Genomic DNA, 3,913 nt, shown 5'->3' with positions numbered 1-3,913 from the left:
GCAGGGGCCGCCGCCGCCGCGTCCGCCGCAGGGGCCGCCGCCGCCGTACCGGGGGATGCCCCAGCCATACCCGCAGGGCGGTCCGGCCGCGTACCGGTACATGCCACCGGGCCGTCCGCCGCGCCGCAGCGCGGGCGGGGCGGTCGCCGGGATCATCGGCGTGTTCGCCGCGCTCGGCGTCGTGGTGATCGTGGTGATGTCGGCGCTGTCGTCGTCACACCGCACCACCCTCCCGTCCGGCGGGAGCGGCACCACCTCCGCGTCGGGGCGCGGCAGCGACGGCTTCTCGCCGCAGAACGTGACCCGCGCGACCGCCACGGACAGCAAGCTGTACACGACCGGCGCGCTGACCTCGGTGAACTGCCACCTGCCGAGGCTGGACGAGTCGGCCGAGTCGATGCGCCGCTTCATGAACGACCTGAGCGACTGCCTCGACACCACCTGGAAGACGCAGTTCGGCAAGGCCGGCATCTCGTTCGCGCCGCCGAACCGGGTGTTCTGGCTCCAGCCGGGCAGCAGCCCGTGCGGCAGCTACCCGGCGCCCGGGTCGTCGGCGTTCTACTGCCCGGCGAACAACACGATGTACGTGGGGCTGAAGCACGTCATCGAGACCTCGGGCAACGAGTCGGTGGCGCACTTCACGGTGTTCGCGCGGGTCGTCGCGCACGAGTACGGCCACCACGTCCAGGACCGGTCGGGCATCCTGCTCTACGGCGACTCGCTCATGGACCAGAGCGACCCGCTCGGCCGCGCCGAGGCCAGCCGCCGCATCGAGCTACAGGCGCAGTGCCTCGCGGGCGAGTTCCTCGGCGCGAACCGCACGAGCCTGCCGCTGGACCAGGAGCAGTACTCCGCGCTGATCATGGACGTCCGGGGGCGCGGCGACGAGGACAAGCCCCCCGCCAAGCGCGACCACGGGTCGAGCAAGCACTACGCGAGCTGGACGATCCGGGGCATCCAGCGGCAGAACCTGGCCGCCTGCAACACCTGGACCGCTCCGCCGAGCGCCGTCTCCTGACCGTCCGGCCGCTGCGCTCCTGATCGTCCGGCCACCGTGCCTCGTGGCGCGGGCCGAGCTGTTCACGTGAGGGGCGTCCGGGATGACCCGGACGCCTCCACTGTGCGTAACGGCCGCTGCGGCGGAACCGCGAGGAGACGGGACCGCGGGAGCGTCCGGACGGGTTCAGAGCGAGGAGCCGCCGGTCGCGTCCAGGACGCTGCCGGTGACCCAGCGGCCGTCGTCGGAGGCCAGGAAAGCCACGATGTCCGCCACGTCCTCGGGCTCCCCGACGCGGCCCAGCGCCGACAGCGCCGCCGACCGCTCCCACGCCTCCTGGTTCCCCCGCAGCCAGGACGCGTTGACGTCGGTGTCGATGATCCCCGGCCGGACGGAGTTGACCGTGATGCCGCGCGCCCCGAGCTGCACGGCCAGGTTCATCGTGAAGTTGTCCAGCGCCCCCTTGGTCGCGCCGTAGGCCAGGATCTCGGGCATCGCGATCCGGGCGACGCCGCTGGAGATGTTGACGATCCGGCCGCCGTCGTTCAGACGCGGCAGGGCCTGCTGGACGATGAAGAACGGCGCCCGGACGTTCACCGCGAAGACCTCGTCGAAGCCCTCCTCGGTGAGGCTCGCCAGGTCGGCGCTGCGTCCGATGCCCGCGTTGTTGACGATGATGTCCACCCGCGCGCCGCCGGTCGCCTCGTCGTAGGCGGCCCACAGGCGCTCGGCGTCGCCGTGCGTGCCGAGCGGCGCCTGGATCGCGATCGCCCTGCCGCCCTCCTTCTCGATCCGCTCGACGTTCTCCCGCCCCGCCTCGGCGTCCTGGGCGTAGGTGAGCACGACGGTCGCGCCGTCAGCGGCCAGCCGCCGCGCGATGGCCCGCCCGATGCCCCTGCTGCCGCCCGTGACCAGCGCGAACTTCCCGTCCAGACGTTCCGTGCCCATGGTCGTTCGACCGCCTCTCATTTGTTGAATGATCGCTCAAGAAAGACGCTAGCACACTTTCTTGAGCGGTCGATCTAGAATTGGGGGCATGACCGAGACCCGCCGGGGCAGGCCCCGGGCCTTCGACCGCGACGCCGCCCTCGCGTCCGCCACCAGGCTGTTCTGGGAGCGCGGGTACGAGGCGACCTCGATCGGCGACCTGACCGAGGCCATGGGCATCCGTCCCGCCAGCCTGTACGCCGCGTTCGGCGACAAGAAGGCGCTGTTCAAGGAGGTCGTGCAGGGGTACCAGCGGACGGAGTGGGCCGACTTCGTGGGCCGCGCGTTCGACGAGGAGCCCACCGTCTACCGCGGTTTCGCCCGCGCGCTGCGCGAGGCCGCCGAGATCTACACCGACCCGTCCCACCCGGCGGGCTGCCTGGTCATCCGCGCGGCGACGAACGTGGCTCCGCGCGACGCCGAGATCGAGACGTACCTGCGCGACATCCGCAACGCCAACGTGGCCGCGTTCGCCGACCGGGTGCGGGAGGGCGTCCGGCGCGGCGAACTGCCGGACGACACCGACCCGCGCGCGGTGGCCCAGCTGTTCGCGCTCGTCCTGCAGGGCCTGTCGCAGCGGGCGGGCGACGGCGCGACCGCCGCCGACCTGCGTCCGGCGGTCGAGATGGTCCTCGCGGCCTGGCCGGGGAGCCGGGAATGACGGACATCGACGCGGTTCAGGCGGATAACGACGCACGTCGGACGGATGTCGATGCAGGTCAGGGCGCATGTGAGCAGACTCACCGGCAAAGTGCTAGCAGGCTGCTTGCAATTGCAAGCACGGTGGCGGAGGGTGGAGACATGGCAGGTTCGAAGGTCGGCTCCATCGGGGAGTACATCCGGGAGCAGCGCACGCGGGCGAAGATCTCGCTGCGTCAGCTCGCGGACGTCTCGGGCATCTCGAACCCGTACCTGAGCCAGATCGAACGCGGCCTGCGCAAGCCGAGCGCGGAGATCCTGCAGCAGATCGCCAAGGGTCTGCGGATCTCCGCCGAGGCGCTGTACGTCCAGGCGGGAATCCTGGAGGCCCGCGAGGCGGAGAGCGACGTGCAGGCCGCGGTCCGGGCCGACCTGGTCCTGACGGAACGCCAGAAGCAGGTGCTGCTCGACATCTACGACTCGTTCCGCAAGGAGAACGCGGCCACCGAGCAGCAGGCCACCGAGCAGCAGGCCGCGGCACAGCAGGCCACAGCACAGCAGGCCGCGGCACGGCCGGCCCCGGAAGAGCCGGCCACGGCACGGCCCGCCACACAAGAGCCATCCGCAGCACAGGAAGAGGAGCAGGTCTGATGACGTTCGCCGACACCCTGCGCGAGAACAAGCTGGTCTACACCGTCGCCGGCGCGGGCGACCTCGCGGTGGAGAAGCTCCGCGAGGCCCCCGAGCACGTCGGGAAGGCCCGTGAGACGGCCGCCAAGTACCAGGTCGAGGTCCGGCAGAACCTCGGCCGCTACAGCGGTGAGGTCCGCGGCAATCTGGACAAGTACGGCGAGCAGGTCCGCGACGCCGTCGCCAAGTACCGGGGCGGGGTCCGCGAGAACGTGGACAAGTACCGCGGCGAGGCGCGCCAGAACGTCGGGCGCCTCCAGGAGAAGGTCGAGGTCAAGGACCTTCCGGGCGCGGCCGTCGCGTACGTGACGCACTTCGGCACCCGCGCCGTCGAGTTCGTGGACGAGCTGGCCGAGCGCGGCAAGAAGGTCGTCCACGGCGCCGCCGCCGAGGTCGCCAAGAGCGCCGAGGGCGTCGCCGAGGTCGCCGCGGGCGACCAGGGCAAGGGCGCGTCCAGGGCCAAGGCCGCGCGTGCCCGCAAGGCCGCCGGGGAGCAGACCGGTTCCGGCGCGTCCACCCGCGGCGCCGACGCCTGACCGGCGGCGGTCGCCGTGCGGGCGGCACGCCCCCGGGAGGCGGTGACGCGGATCGCGGAAGGGG

General features: G+C 72.0%; 5 protein-coding genes. 4 read left to right on the top strand and 1 reads right to left on the bottom strand.

Annotation, left to right across the window (positions count from 1 at the left end; all coding sequences use genetic code 11):
- Window positions 1–1,018: neutral zinc metallopeptidase (locus DZF91_RS27010; RefSeq protein ID WP_328589218.1), on the top strand; the 1,018-nt coding region annotated here is incomplete at its 5' end.
- A 165-nt stretch (window positions 1,019–1,183) separates the two neighbouring features.
- Here the strand turns inward: DZF91_RS27010 and DZF91_RS27005 are convergent.
- Window positions 1,184–1,966, bottom strand: coding sequence for an SDR family NAD(P)-dependent oxidoreductase (locus DZF91_RS27005; protein ID WP_235834598.1), 783 nt, complete (start codon window positions 1,964–1,966; stop codon window positions 1,184–1,186).
- Window positions 1,967–2,033: 67 nt separating this feature from the next.
- Between DZF91_RS27005 and DZF91_RS27000 the strand changes: the two genes are divergently transcribed.
- The 3 genes from DZF91_RS27000 to DZF91_RS26990 are packed head-to-tail and all read left to right on the top strand — an operon-like array spanning window position 2,034 to window position 3,849.
- Window positions 2,034–2,645, top strand: a complete 612-nt coding sequence (locus DZF91_RS27000) for a TetR/AcrR family transcriptional regulator (protein WP_117359978.1) — start codon at window positions 2,034–2,036, stop codon at window positions 2,643–2,645.
- The gene (locus DZF91_RS26995; RefSeq protein WP_328589217.1) at window positions 2,642–3,274 is read left to right on the top strand and encodes a helix-turn-helix domain-containing protein; all 633 of its coding nucleotides are present in this window, start codon (window positions 2,642–2,644) and stop codon (window positions 3,272–3,274) included. Before DZF91_RS27000 ends, DZF91_RS26995 begins: the two co-directional genes overlap by 4 nt.
- Window positions 3,274–3,849: a hypothetical protein gene (locus tag DZF91_RS26990; protein ID WP_117359977.1), complete on the top strand. Its 576-nt coding sequence runs from the start codon at window positions 3,274–3,276 to the stop codon at window positions 3,847–3,849. The genes DZF91_RS26995 and DZF91_RS26990 overlap by 1 nt, the downstream gene beginning before the upstream one ends.
- The last annotated feature ends 64 nt before the right edge of the window (window positions 3,850–3,913 follow it).

Origin of the sequence: Actinomadura logoneensis, assembly GCF_003428695.1 — a bacterium.
Classification (GTDB): domain Bacteria; phylum Actinomycetota; class Actinomycetes; order Streptosporangiales; family Streptosporangiaceae; genus Spirillospora; species Spirillospora logoneensis.
Note: the sequence above shows the minus strand (reverse complement) of the source record. Positions and strands in the feature narration are given on the sequence as shown.

What these genes read in the sequence shown, in the direction of transcription:
- DZF91_RS26990 (WP_117359977.1), top strand. Translation starts at nt 3,274, where the DNA reads ATGACGTTCGCCGACACCCTGCGCGAGAACAAGCTGGTCTACACCGTC.
- DZF91_RS27005 (WP_235834598.1), bottom strand. Translation starts at nt 1,966, where the DNA reads ATGAGAGGCGGTCGAACGACCATGGGCACGGAACGTCTGGACGGGAAG.
- DZF91_RS27000 (WP_117359978.1), top strand. Translation starts at nt 2,034, where the DNA reads ATGACCGAGACCCGCCGGGGCAGGCCCCGGGCCTTCGACCGCGACGCC.
- DZF91_RS26995 (WP_328589217.1), top strand. Translation starts at nt 2,642, where the DNA reads ATGACGGACATCGACGCGGTTCAGGCGGATAACGACGCACGTCGGACG.